General features: G+C 60.8%; 18 protein-coding genes and 1 pseudogene. 10 read left to right on the plus strand and 9 right to left on the minus strand.

Going from position 1 to position 15,302, the window contains the following annotated elements; all coding sequences use genetic code 11:
* Window positions 1-47: 47 nt before the first annotated feature.
* Together ald and PM3016_RS17330 are read right to left on the minus strand one after the other, a co-directional pair.
* On the minus strand, window positions 48-1,181 hold the full coding sequence (gene ald, locus PM3016_RS17325; RefSeq protein ID WP_014370311.1) for an alanine dehydrogenase: 1,134 nt from the start codon (window positions 1,179-1,181) through the stop codon (window positions 48-50).
* 123 nt (window positions 1,182-1,304) lie between these two features.
* On the minus strand, window positions 1,305-2,549 hold the full coding sequence (locus tag PM3016_RS17330; protein WP_014370312.1) for a PucR family transcriptional regulator: 1,245 nt from the start codon (window positions 2,547-2,549) through the stop codon (window positions 1,305-1,307).
* Between the two features lie 238 nt (window positions 2,550-2,787).
* Here PM3016_RS17330 and PM3016_RS17335 point away from each other — a divergent pair, with 238 nt between their 5' ends.
* Together PM3016_RS17335 and PM3016_RS17340 are read left to right on the plus strand one after the other, a co-directional pair.
* Window positions 2,788-4,203 (plus strand): amino acid permease, encoded by a 1,416-nt coding sequence (locus tag PM3016_RS17335; RefSeq protein ID WP_014370313.1) that lies wholly within the window; start codon window positions 2,788-2,790, stop codon window positions 4,201-4,203.
* A gap of 373 nt (window positions 4,204-4,576) precedes the next feature.
* A complete protein-coding gene (locus PM3016_RS17340; RefSeq protein WP_014370314.1) occupies window positions 4,577-5,242 on the plus strand; it encodes a class I SAM-dependent methyltransferase in 666 nt (221 codons plus the stop codon).
* Between the two features lie 179 nt (window positions 5,243-5,421).
* Here PM3016_RS17340 and PM3016_RS17345 read toward each other — a convergent pair whose 3' ends face one another.
* Complete coding sequence (locus PM3016_RS17345) at window positions 5,422-5,664, minus strand: hypothetical protein (protein ID WP_014370315.1); 243 nt, start codon at window positions 5,662-5,664, stop codon at window positions 5,422-5,424.
* 234 nt (window positions 5,665-5,898) lie between these two features.
* Between PM3016_RS17345 and PM3016_RS17350 the strand changes: the two genes are divergently transcribed.
* Window positions 5,899-6,768: an arylamine N-acetyltransferase family protein gene (locus tag PM3016_RS17350; RefSeq protein ID WP_014370316.1), complete on the plus strand. Its 870-nt coding sequence runs from the start codon at window positions 5,899-5,901 to the stop codon at window positions 6,766-6,768.
* Here PM3016_RS17350 and PM3016_RS39745 read toward each other — a convergent pair.
* Window positions 6,729-7,007 (minus strand): hypothetical protein, encoded by a 279-nt coding sequence (locus PM3016_RS39745; RefSeq protein ID WP_238540533.1) that lies wholly within the window; start codon window positions 7,005-7,007, stop codon window positions 6,729-6,731. The two genes, PM3016_RS17350 and PM3016_RS39745, sit on opposite strands and share 40 nt — an antisense overlap.
* On the opposite strand from PM3016_RS39745, the gene rpmG reads away from it, so the two are divergent.
* Both rpmG and PM3016_RS17355 read left to right on the plus strand, forming a co-directional pair.
* On the plus strand, window positions 6,982-7,038 hold the full coding sequence (rpmG, locus tag PM3016_RS41405) for a 50S ribosomal protein L33 (protein WP_420798970.1): 57 nt from the start codon (window positions 6,982-6,984) through the stop codon (window positions 7,036-7,038). The genes PM3016_RS39745 and rpmG overlap by 26 nt on opposite strands.
* A 204-nt stretch (window positions 7,039-7,242) precedes the next feature.
* On the plus strand, window positions 7,243-7,422 hold the full coding sequence (locus PM3016_RS17355; RefSeq protein WP_236628717.1) for a hypothetical protein: 180 nt from the start codon (window positions 7,243-7,245) through the stop codon (window positions 7,420-7,422).
* 217 nt (window positions 7,423-7,639) lie between these two features.
* Here the strand turns inward: PM3016_RS17355 and PM3016_RS17360 are convergent, their stop codons facing one another.
* The gene (locus tag PM3016_RS17360; RefSeq protein WP_014370317.1) at window positions 7,640-7,897 is read right to left on the minus strand and encodes a YpbS family protein; all 258 of its coding nucleotides are present in this window, start codon (window positions 7,895-7,897) and stop codon (window positions 7,640-7,642) included.
* A gap of 164 nt (window positions 7,898-8,061) precedes the next feature.
* Between PM3016_RS17360 and PM3016_RS17365 the strand changes: the two genes are divergently transcribed.
* On the plus strand, window positions 8,062-8,715 hold the full coding sequence (locus PM3016_RS17365) for an NUDIX hydrolase (protein WP_014370318.1): 654 nt from the start codon (window positions 8,062-8,064) through the stop codon (window positions 8,713-8,715).
* Window positions 8,716-8,914: 199 nt separating this feature from the next.
* Here the strand turns inward: PM3016_RS17365 and PM3016_RS40810 are convergent, their stop codons facing one another.
* The 4 genes and pseudogenes from PM3016_RS40810 to PM3016_RS17380 form a co-directional block, all read right to left on the minus strand.
* Window positions 8,915-9,199, minus strand: coding sequence for a DUF445 family protein (locus PM3016_RS40810; RefSeq protein WP_274380006.1), 285 nt, complete (start codon window positions 9,197-9,199; stop codon window positions 8,915-8,917).
* Entirely contained in the window at window positions 9,099-10,172 is a 1,074-nt protein-coding gene (locus PM3016_RS17370; RefSeq protein ID WP_274380007.1) for a DUF445 domain-containing protein, read from the minus strand. Before PM3016_RS17370 ends, PM3016_RS40810 begins: the two co-directional genes overlap by 101 nt.
* 237 nt (window positions 10,173-10,409) lie before the next feature.
* Window positions 10,410-11,282, minus strand: coding sequence for an aldose epimerase family protein (locus PM3016_RS17375; protein ID WP_014370319.1), 873 nt, complete (start codon window positions 11,280-11,282; stop codon window positions 10,410-10,412).
* 200 nt (window positions 11,283-11,482) lie between these two features.
* Window positions 11,483-12,084, minus strand: a pseudogene (locus PM3016_RS17380) (nitroreductase family protein).
* A 311-nt stretch (window positions 12,085-12,395) separates the two neighbouring features.
* Between PM3016_RS17380 and PM3016_RS17385 the strand changes: the two are divergent.
* The 4 genes from PM3016_RS17385 to PM3016_RS17400 all read left to right on the plus strand — a co-directional run bounded on the left by PM3016_RS17385 (window position 12,396) and on the right by PM3016_RS17400 (window position 15,201).
* Window positions 12,396-12,710 carry a DUF1904 family protein gene (locus PM3016_RS17385; protein ID WP_013917011.1) on the plus strand — a complete coding sequence of 105 codons (315 nt, stop codon included), beginning with the start codon at window positions 12,396-12,398 and terminating at the stop codon, window positions 12,708-12,710.
* A 524-nt stretch (window positions 12,711-13,234) separates the two neighbouring features.
* Complete coding sequence (locus tag PM3016_RS17390; protein WP_238540534.1) at window positions 13,235-13,975, plus strand: hypothetical protein; 741 nt, start codon at window positions 13,235-13,237, stop codon at window positions 13,973-13,975.
* Between the two features lie 54 nt (window positions 13,976-14,029).
* Window positions 14,030-14,512: a GNAT family N-acetyltransferase gene (locus PM3016_RS17395; protein WP_238540606.1), complete on the plus strand. Its 483-nt coding sequence runs from the start codon at window positions 14,030-14,032 to the stop codon at window positions 14,510-14,512.
* Between the two features lie 14 nt (window positions 14,513-14,526).
* The gene (locus tag PM3016_RS17400) at window positions 14,527-15,201 is read left to right on the plus strand and encodes a lipase chaperone (protein ID WP_014370322.1); all 675 of its coding nucleotides are present in this window, start codon (window positions 14,527-14,529) and stop codon (window positions 15,199-15,201) included.
* Window positions 15,202-15,302 lie beyond the last annotated feature (101 nt).

Consider the following 15,302-nt stretch of genomic DNA (forward strand, 5'->3'; position numbering starts at 1 on the left):
ATCGGATATTTCATGTCATTATTTATCCGTAGGTCAAATCGGGGGGCTCAAACCGCGGCGAGCTCGCGCTCCAGCGCTTTCTCCACCGGCACATACGCATAGCCTAGGTCCTTCGCCACCGCTTCGTACGTTACGCTGCCTGCGGCCGTATTAACCCCGAGAAGCAGCGCCCGGCTGTTCTTGATCGCGCCGAATACGCCAAGCCTCGCGATCTGCAGCGCATAAGGGACGGTCACGTTCGTCAGGGCGAGAGTCGAAGTGCGGGGCACGGCGCCCGGCATGTTGGCGACGGCATAGTGCAGCACGCCGTGCTTCACGTAGGTCGGCTCATCATGCGTCGTGATGCGGTCGGCCGTCTCGACAATCCCGCCCTGGTCGATGGCGACGTCCACGATGACGGAACCGGCCTTCATCTTCTTCACCATGTCGGCGGTGACAAGCTTCGGCGCCCGCGCGCCCGGGATGAGAACGGCGCCGATGACCAGGTCGCTCGCCGCCACTTCTTCAGCGATGGTATAAGGATTCGAGACCAGCGTCTTCACGGACGAACCGAACATATCGCTGAGCTGCCGCAGCCGCTCCGGACTCAGGTCCATGATCGTGACGTCGGCGCCGAGGCCGCTTGCGATCTTGGCGGCATTCGTGCCGACCACACCGCCGCCGATGATCGTCACCTTCGCCGGCTTGACGCCCGGTACGCCGCCGAGCAGAATGCCCTGTCCGCCCTTGGACTTCTCCAGGAACTGGGCGCCGATCTGTGCGGACATCCGGCCGGCCACCTCGCTCATCGGGGTGAGCAGCGGCAGCGTGCGGCCCGCCTCGACGGTCTCGTACGCGATCGCCGTGACCTTCTTCTCGGTGAGCGCGCGGGCCAGGGCCGGCTCGGCAGCCAGATGCAGATAGGTGAAGAGGACGAGGCCTTCGCGGAAGCAGCCGTACTCCTGCGGCAGCGGCTCCTTGACCTTCATGACCATCTCGGCGCGGTTCCAGGCTTCGGCGGCGGTGGCAACGATCTCAGCTCCGGCCGAGAGGTAATCCTCATCGGTGAAGGAGCTGCCAAGTCCCGCTCCCTGCTCGATCAGTACGGCATGTCCTTCCTTCACGAAGGCGAGCACCCCGGCTGGGGTCATAGCGACGCGGTTTTCGTTATTCTTGATTTCTTTGGGAACTCCGATGATCATGGCTTGCGGCCTCCTTAAGGGGTGGGGTTGAACTTAAGGTCAGTATAGTAGGGAACCGCAAGCGCCGCATTGTGGAGATCGGAGAATTTGAAAAGTCATGTTTGTGTTTTGTACACAAAGCTGTCACAGTCTGGGAGACTTAAGCTTCTCGGTCTTGAGATCCAGGTAGAGGGTAACCTTCTGGTCCATGCTGGCGAGGTCGATCCCGCCGATCTCGGTGATCCGCTTCAGCCGGTAGGCGAGGGAGTTCGCATGGATGTGAAGCCGTTCGGCCGCTTCCTTCAGGTTGCTGTCGCAGGAGAGATACGTCTCGAGCGTGTCGATCAGCGACCCGTGATGCTCCCGGTCATACGCCCGCAGCTTCTCGAGGCTCGGGTTCGCATAGCGGCCGGCCTCGTTGTGCTCGTGGAAGAGGGGCAGCCAGCGGTAAAAGCCGAGGTCCCGGTACAGCACCCTATGGGAGGTTTCCTCCGGAAAACGGGCCCGCAGCCCGAGGACGGTCTGCGCCTCCCGGTAGCTTTGCTCGAGCAGGCTGTAGTCCTCATACACGAGCCCGGCGCCCGCGACGCAGGATTCCAAAGGGCTGCGCTCGAGAAGCAGGCGGCCCAGCTGGGCCAGGGACTCCTCCAGGTCACGCAGGGAACGTGCGTCCCGGCATTCGGCGAGAAGAATAAGCTGGTCGCGGTGCAGGGCGAACAGCGGGAAACGGATCCGACCCGCGGCGGACAGCAGGTAGGGGATCTCGCCGGCCAGCTTCTCGGGCAGCTCGCGCCCGAACTGCAGGATGGCCGTGGCGAAGGAGGCGGGGAGGCTCACCTGCAGGCGTGCTGCCTTCTCCGCGGCGGCAGCGTGCGAGCGCAGATGCCCGGTGAGCAGCTGCCAGAAGAAGTCCTGCAGGCTCTCCTGCTCCTTGCGGCGCTGGGTCTGATGCTGCAGCAGCTTCGTTCGGGCCGCACTGACGCCGAGCAGCAGCTGCTCCAGATCCTCCTCTGTCAGCGAACGGTTCTCCTCGATCACCCAGATATGACCCAGCACAGTGCCGCTGCGGCGGATCGACACGGCCACCCGGGGGCCGAGGCCCACCTCGGCAATGCCGGGGATGCGGACAGGTTCATCGCTTTCCATCAGGCGGGTGAGCACCCCTTCCTTCCACAGGGAAGCGATCACGTGGTCGGGCACCCTGCGGGAGATGATCGTGGCGATCCGCGCCGGGTCCGTGCTCGGGGTATGGGAGCTGTAAGCGAGCAGCCGGAAGCTCGCGTCTTCAATGGTCACCGGGCAGCGGAGCACTTCGCTGATGGCATCCGCCAGTTCTTCCAGGGAGTCGAAGCTCCGCTGGTACCATAGTTCGTCAGAAGGCATGGGCATACGGATTCAAGCAACCTTTGTATGTAGAATTAGACGGAAATTACTCTAGTATTATAGTGGATTTCGGCGATCTGCACATCTTTTCCTGGAGAGGATTCGTGATTTTCCACAAAAGGCGGCCCGCAAGTTCGGGTTCTGTCACAAAGAGGAGAAGCACTCCCTGTGGTAATATCCTATCGAACAGAAGTAACCGCTTACAATAATACATAGCTGGCAACTGATTAGGAGGGAAGGTTCGATGAAAAATCAACAACCAACAGAGCTGCACCGAGGGCTCGAGCAGCGTCACATCACACTGATGTCGCTGGGGGCGGCGATCGGTGTGGGGCTGTTCCTCGGCTCCGCTTCGGTCATCAAGCTGGCGGGGCCGGGCATTCTGCTGGCCTATGCCATGGCGGGCCTGGTCATGTTCTTCATTATGCGGGCCCTGGGGGAGATGGCGATCCACCAGCCGGTCGCCGGTTCATTCTCCAGGTATGCGAGGGAATATATCTCGCCGGTGTTCGGCTATCTCACCGGCTGGAATTACTGGTTCCTCTGGATCGTCACATGCATGGCGGAGATCACGGCTGTGGGCATCTACATGGAGTACTGGTTCCCGGGCACTCCGCGCTGGATCTGGGCCCTGGGTGCGCTGGTCATCATGTCGGCAGTGAATCTCATAGCCGTCAAGGCTTACGGAGAGTTCGAATTCTGGTTCGCGCTGATCAAGATCGTGACGATTCTCTTCATGATCGTCACGGGCTTCGGCCTCATCCTCTTCGGCTTCGGTAACGGTGGAGCGGCCGTGGGCATCAGCAATCTGTGGTCGCACGGGGGCTTTTTCCCGAACGGGGTCAGCGGAGTCCTCATGTCCCTGCAGATGGTGTTCTTCGCTTATCTCGGCATCGAGATGATCGGTGTTACGGCAGGCGAGGTGCAGAACCCGCGCAGGACGCTGGCCAAGGCGATCGATTCGGTCTTCTGGCGCATACTCATCTTCTACGTCGGCGCGCTGTTCGTCATCATGTCGATCTATCCGTGGAATGAAATCGGACAGCAGGGCAGTCCGTTCGTGCTCATGTTCGGGAAGCTCGGCATCGGGGCGGCTGCCGGCATTATCAACTTCGTCGTACTCACAGCAGCCTTGTCCTCGTGCAACAGCGGCATCTTCAGTACAGGGCGCATGCTCTTCAATCTGGCGCGCCAGGGAGAAGCGCCTTCCCGCTTCGGCCGGCTGACCGGCAGCGGTGTGCCGGGCTTCGCCATCCTCGCTTCGGCGGGGGCTCTGCTCATCGGCGTCGTGCTCAATTACATCGTCCCGGAAAAGGTGTTCGTCTGGGTGACCAGCATCTCGACCTTCGGGGCGATCTGGACATGGGCGATGATCCTCATCTCGCAGATCGGGTTCCGCCGTCGTCTGCCGAAGCAGGAGCTGGCGGGGCTTACTTACCGGATGCCTCTGTTCCCGGCCGCCTCCTATCTCTGTCTGGCATTCCTGTTCTTCGTCGTCTGCCTGATGGCCTACTTCCCGGAGACACGCATCGCTCTGGTCGTCGGTCCGCTGTTCCTGGTGCTGATGTCCGGCATGTATTATCTGAAGGGGTATCACCGGACAGCGGCTCCGGACGTTCCCGCCGCACCGGATGGGGACCTGCACCCGGTGAGCAAATAAGCTCTGCAGACAACGGATGACGGTTGCATAACAAGGGGGCGCCTTGTATAATCAGGATAACTTTTCCATGACGAGGTGAAACGGATGATCTTCCGCCATGTTCGAGGTAGCTGGTTTTCGGGCTGGGTAACACGCGTGCCAGCCGCCAAGGGGGGAGTCTGCCTCCCGGGCCGCAGCGAGAACGACAGCTTCGAACAGGCGCCGGGACCGGTATCGGACTGAAGTCATCCGAGAGAGGAGCCAAGGTGCTTGCAGCGTTTGCTTTGCAGGTTGTCGGATGCCGATCTGAGGCGCCCGGAACTCTGCGAAGCAGGCGCAGATCAGGCTCTTGGCTCTTTGTTGCATTCACAACCATGGAAGGACGGATAGAATAATGACAAACCAAGATGTTAACGATATGAAATTGTATGACCGGGTAGGGCGGCTGAACGGCTGGGATTTCAGCCGGGTCCGGTGTCTGACCGAAGGAGCGAGGCCGGACTTCTACGCGGAGGCTTCCTGCTGGATGCGTCCGGAGAGCCTCATGCTGGACATCGGAACCGGCGGGGGCGAAGCGGCGCTGCAGGCAGCAGATAGGGTGCGGCTGCTGGTCGGCATCGACCGGTCCGCCGGGATGATCGACAGCGCGAAGGCCCATCTCGCCCGGGTTCCGAGACCGGGGGTGCGATTCCTGCAGATGGCTGCGGAGGAGCTGGTCTTCCCGGAGGCGTTCTTCGACCTGATCACGTGCCGGCATGCGCCGTTCTCGGCGGAAGAGACGTACCGGGTGCTTGCCCCTGGCGGCGTGTTCGTTACCCAGCAGGTGGGCGAGGGGGACAAGAACGGGCTTAAGGCCTTCTTCGGCCGCGGACAGAGTGCGGGGATCGAGCCGGGAACCCTGCTGCGCAGGTATGAACGGGAACTGAGCGCGGCCGGATTCCGGGAGATCGAATGGGAGGAGTGGGATGCCGCCGAATATTACGAGCGGTATGAGGACCCTGCTCTTCCTGCTGCTGCATACGCCGATCATCCCGGATTTCGGAAAGCAGGACGGCGATGAAGAGAGGCTCAGGCAGTATGTGGAGCGGTACGGGACTGTCCGTGGAATCCGAACCAGCGCCTCCCGGTTTAGGATGAAGGCCGTTAAATAAACAGCCCAAAAAAGCAGAAGCGGTGCCGGTCCCCGGCCTTCTTCTGCTTTTTCCCGATTCATTGCAGCTGCGCGGGGGGCCGGACAGATCAGTGATCCTCCAGCGAGGACAACCCGCCCACACGCACCCGGAACTCGCACTCCTCGCGCGAATAGATGACCCCGTTAATCGTTACGCTGCCCGGTGTGAACCGTTCGATGATGCCCCCGTCTTCGACCCGCACCGGAATGTCGTCGGCCGTCCGCTCCCATACCGAGACGCGGAGCTGGAAGAGCGAGGCGGCGAACAGCTCCGTCTCGGTGTTCAGCGCCCTTGTTTCGGACATCTCCATCTCACCTCACCCCCCTTATTCTACAGAGTAAGCGGCAAGGATTCCACCTGCCATAAGGATAGGTATGTAGACGAGCCTGATTTATGATGTTTTTCTGAGGAAGACGTGAGACTTCGATGAAGATTGGCAGCAGATGGTCATAGTCAGGAAGGTTTGTGATAAAATGGAGGAAAATTCCTGCCTATCCCGCTTGGAGTGGCGGAGATTCGGCAGGTGAGGAGGGAAAAGCATTCCATGCTGATGCTCACCGGCAGCGAGATTCAATCTTACCTGGCCCGGCTCGGGATCCCGGAGGTCCAGCCGCCAAGCCTGTCTTATCTGAGAGAGCTTCACAAAGCCCATGTGGAGAAGATCCCATGGCAGACCGTCGATATCGTTGCGGGCCGTCCGGCTCCCATTGACCCCGCTTCATCGGTCAGGCTCCTGACCACCGGCCGCAGCGGCTACTGCTTTCACCTCAACGGCGCCTTCCAGGCGCTGCTCCGCTCGCTCGGGTACCGGGTATCCTGCCACCGGGCCGGCGTTCAGCCCCTGGGTCAGGAGCCGCGCATCAACTCCTTCCACCTCGGCCTGACGGTTACTCTGCCGGATGAAGAGGAGCCGCGCTGGATCGTGGACGCCGGACTGGGGGATATGCCCTTTGAGCCGCTCCCGCTCCGAAGCGGCGAATACCCGCAGGGACCGCTCCGTTACCGGGTAACGGATTCCGGCGTGGCCGAGGGGGGCTGGAGGCTGGAGCACGATCCTTTCGCCTCCTTCACCGGAGTGGATGTGGCCCCCGAAGAAGAGAAGGACCTCTCCGTATTCGTCCCCAAGCACGAATTCTACTCCACCTCGCCGGAATCACCGTGGATCAACTTATTCCTGGTCCGGCACAGGCACGCGGAAGGCTCGAATGAGGTGCGCGGCTGTATCTGGATCCGGCATGACAGCACGGGTGTGGCGAAGACGGAGCTTCGCACCAGGGAACAGTGGCTCGAGGTTCTCGGAGATGTGTTCGGGGAGCATCTCGTGCAATACAGCCCTCTGGAGCGGGAGGAGCTGTGGAAGCGGGTGCACGGGATTCATGAAGAGTGGAAGAGGACCAGGGATCGAACAGGCTGAAGGGTCAGATAGCCCTTCGCCCGGAGAAGCCTGCAGCCCCACAGGGCGAGGAACTGTTCCACCTGCTTGCTGGTCAGGGGATGCCCCTGGGGAACGGTGAGCGTGAGGGTCTGTACCCCGCCGAATGAAGGAGAGGCGGCCGGTCCGTCGAGCCTTCCCGGAGGGTGCTCGTGCGCCGGCCCGGATGCCGTGCTGCCGCCCGGGCGGCTGGAGATAAAGAAGTACTGCCCGCGTCTCAATCGGATCACGCTCCACCGGGAAACAAGATAGGCAGGGAAGAGGGCCAGGCTCGGGTTCTGGTGACCGAAGCTCTGCCCGGGATAACGGGCCGGCCGGCAGGCATGGCGAAGCTTCCGATCGGGGCTTCGCCGTTTTTGTGTTTCCTGACCGGAGTGGACAGCAGCGGCGGTTGCTGGAATAATGGATTCGGAAGGGAGGTATGCATGCAGCATGGGGGAAGGCAGGGATCGGGAAATGGAACAGGATCGGAAGCTGAAAGAACTGGAGAACCAGGTTCGGGAGAAAGAACAGCGGGAAGCCGATCTGGAGCTCGAGCTTGAGATTCTGAGGAAGGCGCGGGATTATGCCGAGGAGCATGGATCCTTGAATGGCGTCAACCGGAGTAAAGGGAAAGAGCAAAAGAAGAGAACATAGTATATGTTATGTAAACTATTGGAGTAATCCATAGATCCCCTTAACTGACTTCCGAGATAAACGAACAGTCAGGAGGCGCTGTCCCTCACAGGGGGCCGCAGAAGAAAAGGCGGCTGCCGCCTGAAAGCGTGTAACCCGGCTAGGGCCTCTCAAGGGCATCCGGCCGGCGGTCCTGGCTGCGCCAAAGACGCTTCGTTTGCAGCCAGGCGCTGCAGGATTACTTCGAACGGCGGACGAAGTCCTCGATCATCGCCGGCGTGACATACACACGTGTCGGGGAGATGCCCTGCGTGGCATGGGCATTGATCTCGCCGGTAATGGCGTTGATCGTCTCCACGCTGAACGGCCTGCCTTCGGCGCACAGCCGGACGGCCTCGTCGATGGCCTGCTCGCGCCGCTCCTCGAGCTTCAGGAACTGCTCCAGGTGGGCGTTCTGCTTGCGGGTATGCTTGGTAATGGCTTCATGGACACTCATGATCACTGGCTCCTTTGGGCTTGCTGCGCTGCCGCGGCTGCACACCGCAGCGCGAGATGCTGGGCAGCGCGAAAACTTTACCACTCATCATACTACAGACCTGCAGCGGTGACAACGCATGAAGATGACGCGTTCGCTGCAGCGAATAACCGGAGGGATACGCCGTGGGCGTACAAGAAGAACAATTCGACATCTATGATAAGGACATGCAGCCTATCGGGACGGCCTCCCGGGAGGAGGTCCATGCGAAGGGATGGTGGCACCGTACGTTTCAATGCTGGATCTGGGATGCGGCGGAACCGGCAGGGGAGGGGAGTATTCTCTTTCAAGAACGGCATCCCGGCAAGGACACGTTCCCGGGGCTGCTGGATATCTCGTGCGCAGGTCATCTGCTGGCCGGTGAGAGCGTGGAAGACGGCGTGCGGGAGCTGCAGGAAGAGCTTGGCGTCGAAGTACCCTTCGACCGGCTTATTTCCTGCGGAATATTCGCGGAAGAGGATGAGCTGCCCGGCGGCCGGATGGACCGGGAGTTCTGCCACGTGTTCGTGCTCCCGCTGAGCCGTCCGCTGGAATCGTACCGGCTGCAGGAGGATGAAGTGACCGGCTTGTACCGCATGCCGCTGCCCGTCTTCCGCCGGCTGGTCGAAGGGCTGCCCTTGACGGCGGAGCTGAGCGGTGCCGCAGTGGACGCCAAGGGACAGCTCTTGCCTGCCGTGCAGCGCGTGACGCCGGAGAGGCTGGTTCCGCATTCGCCGGCGTATTACCGGCTCGTGCTGGATGCCGTCGAGCGGCTTACCGACGGAGGGAGGGCAGAGTAGGGCATAGGCCTGCCGCAGCATGCCCCCGGGAGACGATCGGCAAGCCGGAGGGTATGCGGCAGATGCCCGGCAAAGCGCGGCCCGCCGCCCAGCGTGTGATGCCGGAGAAGCATCTCCCGAGAGGCCGGCCCCCATGGGCCCGATTGGCCGCTTACGGCGGCGTGCGGCTGTCGGATCCATGCTGGCCGGCCGCTGCCCATCACACGATGAGCAGCCGGACGCCTTCGATGACCACGCCGATCAGGAAGCCGCAGATCGCGCCGTTGACCCGGATCCACTGCAGGTCGTTGCCCGCCTTGTCCTCGATCATGGCGATCAGCGTCTCGTCGTCGAGCTTGTCGACATTCTCGCGGACCAGCCGCCCGATCAAGGAATGGTTCTCCTCAACGTAATGCATGATCTTGCCGCGGACCCAGCGGTCCGAGGCGGCCAGCGCCGCATCGTCGCCCCGCAGCTTGTCGATGTACCGGCTCACGAGCGGCACGATATAGCGCGCGACAAAGTCCGGCTGCTCCAGCGCTTCGAGCAGCTTGCTCTGCAGGCCCCCCGAGCACGGAAGTGAGACGCTCCGGCGTCAGCAGGGCGCCGATCAGCTTGGCCTTCCAGCCTTCCAGGGCGGCGAGCAGGCCTTCGCTGTCCCTCATGGCGTCGACCTCCCGGCGGATCGCCCCGAGCAGCTTCTCGCGGTTCGGGTGCCCTTCGGTGCGCAGGCTTTCGATGTTCGATAGAAGCAGGTTCTGCAGGATGCTGCCGAGCTTGTCCTCGTTGACGAAGCCGAGGAACGCGTTGACCGCGAAGGCCATCATGCCCTGCAGCTCGATGCGCTCGATGGCCCGGATGGACATATTGCCGAAGAGCTTGCGGGTCTCTTCGAGCAGCACCCACTGTTCGGCCTTGCCGAGCATGAAATCGAGCGCCGTTTCGTCGTGACGGCTGTTCAGGATCTCATCGGCCGCGATCGTCAGCAGCGGCTTCGGGTCGACCCCGGCGGCTAAGGATGCCAGTTCGTCCTGCATCCAGGGGAGATAAGGCTCCCAGGAGAAGCTGCGTACGGCATCCTTCAGCACACCGGAGATCGCAGCCTGTACTTCCGCTCGCTGAATCTCGGCGGCGGCGATATCAAGCGCCTTGGAGGTCAGGTGGAAGCTCGCGATCCGCGCCTCAATGCTCTCCTTGTTGAGCAGGTGGGTCTCGATCATAGAGACGAGCGCATCCGTGACCTTCCCCCGGTTCCTCGGGAGCAGGCGGGTGTGCGGAATCGGGATGCCGAGCGGGTGGCGGAAGAGGGCCGTGACCGCAAACCAGTCGGCCAACCCGCCGACCAGACCCGCTTCGAAGCCGCCGTGAAGCAGCAGTCCCACCGCGCTTGTCGTATGGAAGGGGAAGGTAGCGGCCAGGCCGCCGGCCATGACGGCCAGCGAGACTCCCGCAAGACGTCTCGATTGTACTTTCTTCATGATGGTGCACCTCAGCTAATGGGATGGATAAAGGGTGGATTTCCCGGACCGCCAATTCATTTCCCAGGGCGGCTCAATCATTTCCCGGGGAAGCGCAGGACTCGATCCGTTTTTCGATTTTTCAGACATTTTCGACATATTGCATTGCGAAGAGAAGGGAGCCGTGAGACTTCTTGGCTTGTAAACACCAATCATTGCCTCCTGAGCTCCCTCATCTCCGGGAAATATGCAGTTGAATCAGGCTTGCTTGCGCCCGATGGCAAGCGTCGTCTTCAGGATGCCCCCCGCAGGTACGAGCGTCAGCTCGTCTCCCCGGTTGAGCTCATCGGTCTTGGCCATCCAGGGCTCGACGCAGATGAACTCCTTGCCGGCCACCGACCACAGCACGACATACCGGAACTCGTCCCCGTACGTCAGATGGATCACCGTTTGTTCTCTTGGAGAGAACGTGATCTCCCGCTGCTTCGCATCCAGGAAGACGACCGACTCCGGCAGCTGGTCGAGATCGATCACGCGGCCCTCATAGGGTTTTTCTTGATGATCGTTGTAATCGAAGTACCGGGTGGCGTCCGTTTCGTATGCAATGGCCTTGCGGTCTGCAGCGAAATACGGGTGAAATCCGGGGTACATCGGCATCTCCTCGCCGGAGAGGTTGTGATACTCCTGATCGATGGTCAGCACGCCTTCCTTCAGGCGGTAAGTGAAGCGGAGCAGGAAGTCGAAGGGAAACGAGCCTTTCGTATCTTCATTGCTCGAGAGGGTCAGCGTGATCGACGCCCCGTCGGTCGTATCCGTGCTCTCCACCGTCCAGGGGGAGGTGCGGGCGACGCCGTGATTGCTCATCTTATAGGCTTGTCCCTTCCATGTGTAAGCCCCCTCGGTTAGCTGGCCGGAGATCGGGAAGAGGACGGGAATGCCGCCCCGGATGTTCGCCTTCTCATCATAGAAGGTGGCCTTGTCCAGGTAGAGCAGCTCTTCGCCTCCCGTGCCGTAGGAGATCACGATGCCGCCGCGCTCGGGCGCGATTTTGAACCAGGATTCGGTGGAAGACTCCAGAGCCTCATAAATTTCATAACCATCGGTATAAGAGCGGATGTCGTATGGTTTCATCGCCGGGTCTCCTTTCGGGTTTTCATTGTCCATTCCTTTTTCTTCCCCTAGATCTTACCATAGTTTGCCCGGCGCCTTCCATCCCGCTCTTTCGCTCCTGCCTGCAGCCCGCAGGCTATGTACAAAAGGAGCTGCAAACCACAGCTCCCGTTACCCGTTTTCGATAGTTCGATGTGCGTTATTGCGGGTATCGTCGTGCGTTATCTCGAAACCTTGATCCGCTCCTCGAGCGGCTTGAACTCCTTGTCCCCCGGAGGGGCTGTCGGATGACCGAACGGCATTTGCGCGATGAGCTGCCATGTCTCCGGAATGCTCCATTCCGCCCGGACCTTCTCGTCGATGAGCGGATTGTAGTGCTGCAGCGAGGCGCCGAGTCCTTCGAGCTCCAGGGCCGTCCAGATGACGTACTGCAGCATGCCGCTGGACTGCTGCGACCAGGTCGGGAAGCGCTCGGCATAGGAAGGGAACTGGGCCTGCAGCGCTTCGACGGCAGCCTGATCCTCGAAGTAGAGAATCGTGCCGTACCCCGCACGGAAGCCTCCCATACGCTGCTGGGTCGACTCGAACTTGTCCGCCGGGACAATCGCCCGCAGGATCTCTGTCGTCAGATCCCACAGCTTGTCATGCTGCTCCCCGAACAGCACCAGCACTCTCGCGCTCTGGGGTTGAAGGCCGAAGGGGTGTGCTTTACCGCTTCGCGGACGATCTCCTGGACCCGCTCCTCGGATACCTGGATGTCTTTGCTGATGCCGTAGATCGTTCGCCGGCTGCGGACAGCCGACAGAAAGTCACTTGCGCTCATGTGGAATTCCTCCTTCTGGGTGCATAATCTGTTCCCTTGTCCTTACCCCTAACCGGGGGAATGGTAACGGCGGGGCCGTGAATGTGCGGTAATTTATGTGGTTAAGTGGTTTTCCTTGGCAAAGCTTCCTGTTTAGCCTATCCATTTGGCAGGCTCCTATTCTTTCCATTCCGGCGCGGCGTTGCGTCGGGGACCGAGTAGGCGTAGAATGGGGAGAGGGTTTGCCTGCCGCGGTGCTTCACCGGAAGTCCGAGGGAGGCGGTCCGCACTGCTTCACGCTACACCAACACCGAAGAAATGAAGGGATATCCGTGCCGTATTTACGTTTCAAAGGCTTCCCCCGGGGGGATGTCGAACAGCTTGCACCGCTCGTGGTGGAGGAATTCGCCCATATCGTGAAAGTCCCGCAGGAGATCGTCAAAATCGAGCTGCTGCCTGTAGAGCCCATTTTGAACAGCCCTTTATCCCTGGAGATCATGATGTTCCCGCGGGAGCAGGCGATACATAACGATGTTGCCGCCCGGCTGCACTCCCTGTTGAAGGAGTACGGCCATTCGCAGGTTCATATCTTTTTTATTCTGCTGAACCGGGCCTTGTACTATAAGGAAGGACAGCCGTTGGAGTGACTCAGGGGCTGGCGGGGGAAAGCGGGGAGCTGCGCTGGGGCGCTTCCCGGGCGCAGCCCCGTAGGATGTAAGAATAAAGGAACTCAGATTCTTTATTCGGTGATTTGTCAGAGGGTTCCGGCCAATAGCGGAACTGCGATTCCTTATGCGGCCCGGATGAAGTCGAAAAGGGCATCGTATGCTTCCATAGCGAACTTCAGTTCCGCTATTTCGAAAACGGGCTTGCTGGGGAGGCATATAGCGAATCGGAGTTCCGTTATTTCATTTCATTCACTCGTAAGCTTAGACTACGGGTGTCCAGCAAGGGGGAAGCGGGCGCTTCTCCTTTTTGGCTTGCCGTCCGGGTCCTGTTCGCTCCTAAAAAAGGAAATTCGGATCATGCCCTCGAATACGTTGTGGATCGAGTGCACAGCATTCAAACCACACTCGACATTCCGCCGAGGTAATCGCCCTTCATGTATGGGATAGGAAGGAAAGCAAGAGGGATAAAGGGGATGCTGGTAGGAAGTGAAGGAGACGAGGCTTTGACTGATCTGATTGCACTGCTGGCAGCAGCTGCCGTGGTGATGCTGCTGATAGCTGTTGGCCCGAAGAAAGAGCGCAGGATGGCGAGGCTGCGCATTACCCCTCCGCAGGCTCCTTGCCCGGTGGACGATACACCGGACAGGCCGATGCCCTTCGGGTACAAGTCCCAGTGGTATGCGGTGCGGACCACGGATGCCCGGGCTGTGGCCGATGCCTTCGGGCTGCAGGAGCTTGCTCCCTGCAGCTGGGAGAGCGGCTTGCGCCGGTCGCACGAGCTCTCCTCCGTCTTCGTCACACCGCCTCTCGGAGGGTGGACGCTCGTCGTTGGCTGGTCGCTGCCTGACCTGAGCTCTCCCCAGGAGGAAGCGGGCAGCGTGACGTCGCTGCTGCGGGAGCTCAGCCGGACGTTCGGCGAAGCCCACTACTACGCGACGCACCGGGTAGTCGAATACCACGCCTGGGCCAAGGCGGCCGGCGGGGAGCTTGTCCGGGCCTACGGGTATGTCGGCGAATCCGACGAGGTCTTGCTGGACGTCGGGGAACGGACGCCGGAAGAGCGGACGCTGGGCCTGATGTTCGCGGAGCCCGCGGAACCATCGGATCGCGGGGAGGGGGGCGGGCGCCCTGCTGAAGAGGATGTGCTGGCGGCAGCGGGCGCATGGAGCGTGAACCCGATGCTGCCGCCGGATGTGCCGGCGAGCATGGGGTGGACCGGAGGCCTTCCAGGCAGGAGGGCTTGATAGATATTCAAGAATGTGATTAATGGCATAAAGGAGCTGAAGCTATTGTTCAAGATGCATCAAGCGGGGGAAGCGGACGCTGAAGCGGTCGCATCCCTCTTCGAGGAACTGATCGGAGAGATTATCGAGCGTGCCGGGGGGACGACCGCAGCCGCTTTCGAGCTGGGGGAATCCGCGAAGCTCTGCGGACGTCTGCTCGCTTCCGGCTCCTACCGCGTGTGGCTTGCGGTGGCAGAAGAGGGCGGCGAGCCCGCCGGGTTCCTCTCCGTGCACGACAGCGCTTCGCTGTATGCGGGCGGAGCCTTCGGTATCATCCAGGAGCTGTACGTCCGGCCTGCTTACCGGTCGCATGGACTGGGCCGGCAGCTTATCGAGGTCGCAGCCGCCTACGCCGCGGCCGTCGGCTGGAAACGGCTTGAGGTCTGCACGCCGCCGCTGCCGGCCTTCGACCGCTCGCTTGAATTTTACAAGCGGGAAGGCTTCGAGGTGACCGGCGGCCGCAAGATGAAGCGGATGATCCAGCATCAGGATCTGTAGCGGGAGGGCTGGAGATGGATTTGCAGGAAACGGCAGCGAAGATCAACGGTCTGGTCGCATCGCCTTCTCTCCCGGCTGTCGAAGACTCTTTATATGAAGGCGTGGAGGCCCATCTTCGAGGTCTGGAGTTAAGCAAACAGCTGCAGATCCACAATCTCCTGGATGTAGAGGCGCTGCGTCTGATCTATTGCTGCCGAGAGACGAGCAGCTTAGACGATAGTGTTTTGGAACACCTGATCTGGCGCTACTTTCAGCTTATGCTCGACCTGCAGGGGAACCGTTTCACGGATGCTTTGCTGAACGAGCTTCTCACCGAGTATTCCAGAAAGCGCTCGATGGCCTTGGAGAGCATCGTCATCCGCGGTTTGAAAGAGGACCGCTTCTCTGAGGCGCAATCGGCGGAGGCGGATCTGGTGTTTACAAGCAAAGTGTACCGCAAGGAACGACTTGCATCTGTATGCAGGAGGATTGTACGGGAAGGATCCAGGCTCACTGCCGAAGAAGTGAACCGGCTGCTGGAGCTTCGCCTGTATGCGGTATTGGAATCGGCCTTGGAGAGAGGATGCTTGGAACAGGATGCTTTGGAGAAGCTGACTGCTTCAATCGCGGGGATCAACGACAGCAAAAAACGGACCCGACTGCAGGAAATGGCCCGAGAACACCAGAACAGAGGGGGCCAGACGCTGTAGCGGGGGAGGGCTGCATTCCTCACCAGCAGCACCAAAAAGCCGGCCCCGCTTGGGGCCGGCCCTGCATGAACAAGATTCCGAATCGATGCCGCACGCCCCCA

This window comes from Paenibacillus mucilaginosus 3016 (assembly GCF_000250655.1).
Classification (GTDB): Bacteria; Bacillota; Bacilli; order Paenibacillales; family NBRC-103111; genus Paenibacillus_G; species Paenibacillus_G mucilaginosus.